At 60.3% G+C, this 1,364-nt stretch carries 1 pseudogene; it reads right to left on the bottom strand.

What is annotated here, in order from left to right:
* A pseudogene (locus B0E42_RS11385) lies at nucleotides 1-1,340 on the bottom strand (sugar-binding protein); the annotation flags it as partial.
* Nucleotides 1,341-1,364: the final 24 nt, after the last annotated feature.

Genomic DNA, 1,364 nt, shown 5'->3' on the forward strand with positions numbered 1-1,364 from the left:
TGCTGCAAGGTGGTTTCGTTGGCGCCCTCCACCTGCATCAGGGTTTCGCTGTCCATCGCCAGCCAATCGTCCACCCCGCTGCCGTTCAGCGGCTTGTGCGCGCTGTAGCGCAGACGGGTGCGCAGCGTCGGCGCGCCCGGCTCGCCTTGGGATGATGGGTACACCGTGGTGTCTTTGAGGTTGCGTTCGAAACGGTCCGCCGGGCAACCGTCCTCGCCGTTCTTGGAATAGTAGGTGTAGACGGTCCTGATACCGTTGGGCTCAACCTGTTCGGTATGGTTGCCCTGGTCGTTGTAGACGCTGCGGGTGATTTCGGCGCGGTATTGGGTCGCGTCGTTGTCCAGCTCCCAACGGGTGGTGACTTCCTTGGGGAACTGGAACTGCGGGACCTGGCGCTCGAACGGCACATCCTCGGCGTAATACTGGGTGCTGACACGCTTGACGCAATGTTCCTGTTTGGTTTTTTCTTCCACCAGCAAGTGAAAACGGTTGTAACTGCGTTCGACTGTGCGCGCCACCTGGCCGCCGACCATCAAGCGGGCGGTGCTGCCGTATTCATAACGGGCCTGCAGTTTGTACAGCGGGTCCATCCCGTCTTCCCAACTGACGGTTTCACCGGCGCCGAGGAAGTTATGGCTGGTGTAGCTGAATTGCACCTCGACCATCGTTTCATCGGCGTTTGGCTGGCCAAAGTCGGGGTAGCTGCGATGGCGGGTGACCCGCGGCAAGTTGGGGCGCACAACGCCGCCCGGATAAGGGTGCCCAGTGTCGGCATAAGTGAGGATTTCCCGACCGCCAACCGGTGTCTTGATTTCGTGCAGGCACAGGATGTTGCGGATCGGCCCGTTGCCATAGCCAAAACGCCAGGAGCCCTTGTCGGGCGTGGGCAAGACGATCTCGGTGACCCAGCCGCTGGCATTGAGCTTCATTTCATAACGCGCCAGCGCGGTGCCATTAGGGCCGTCGTAGGGCCGCACGAGGATCTCCACCCACTCATCGTTGGCCTGGCGGTTGATTTGCAGCAGTTCGCCCTGGGCATCGCTGATGCTGTGCAGGCACTGTCCGCCACGGAACGATGCATAGGCAAGTGTGAGGCTGTGGCCGGCAGGCGACTTCACGCTCACAGGCAAGGCGACCCGGGTAAGATCGCCGCCGACTTGAAGCTCTTCGACCATCCCCGACTTATGCAACACGCGGTAGCGGTTGCCGCCCAGATTTTCGAAATGGAAAGTGTCGAGTTTTTTTTCCTTCATATCCGGAAGCGAACCGCTGCCGGTGACTTTGAAGGTTTCCCCGGTGCTCAAGGCCAAAATGTTGTTGGAGGGCGTGAACTGGCTCAAGTTCAAGTTCCAGCCCACCCCGAA

Source organism: Pseudomonas sp. A25(2017), from assembly GCF_002001065.1.
Classification (GTDB): Bacteria; Pseudomonadota; Gammaproteobacteria; order Pseudomonadales; family Pseudomonadaceae; genus Aquipseudomonas; species Aquipseudomonas kilonensis.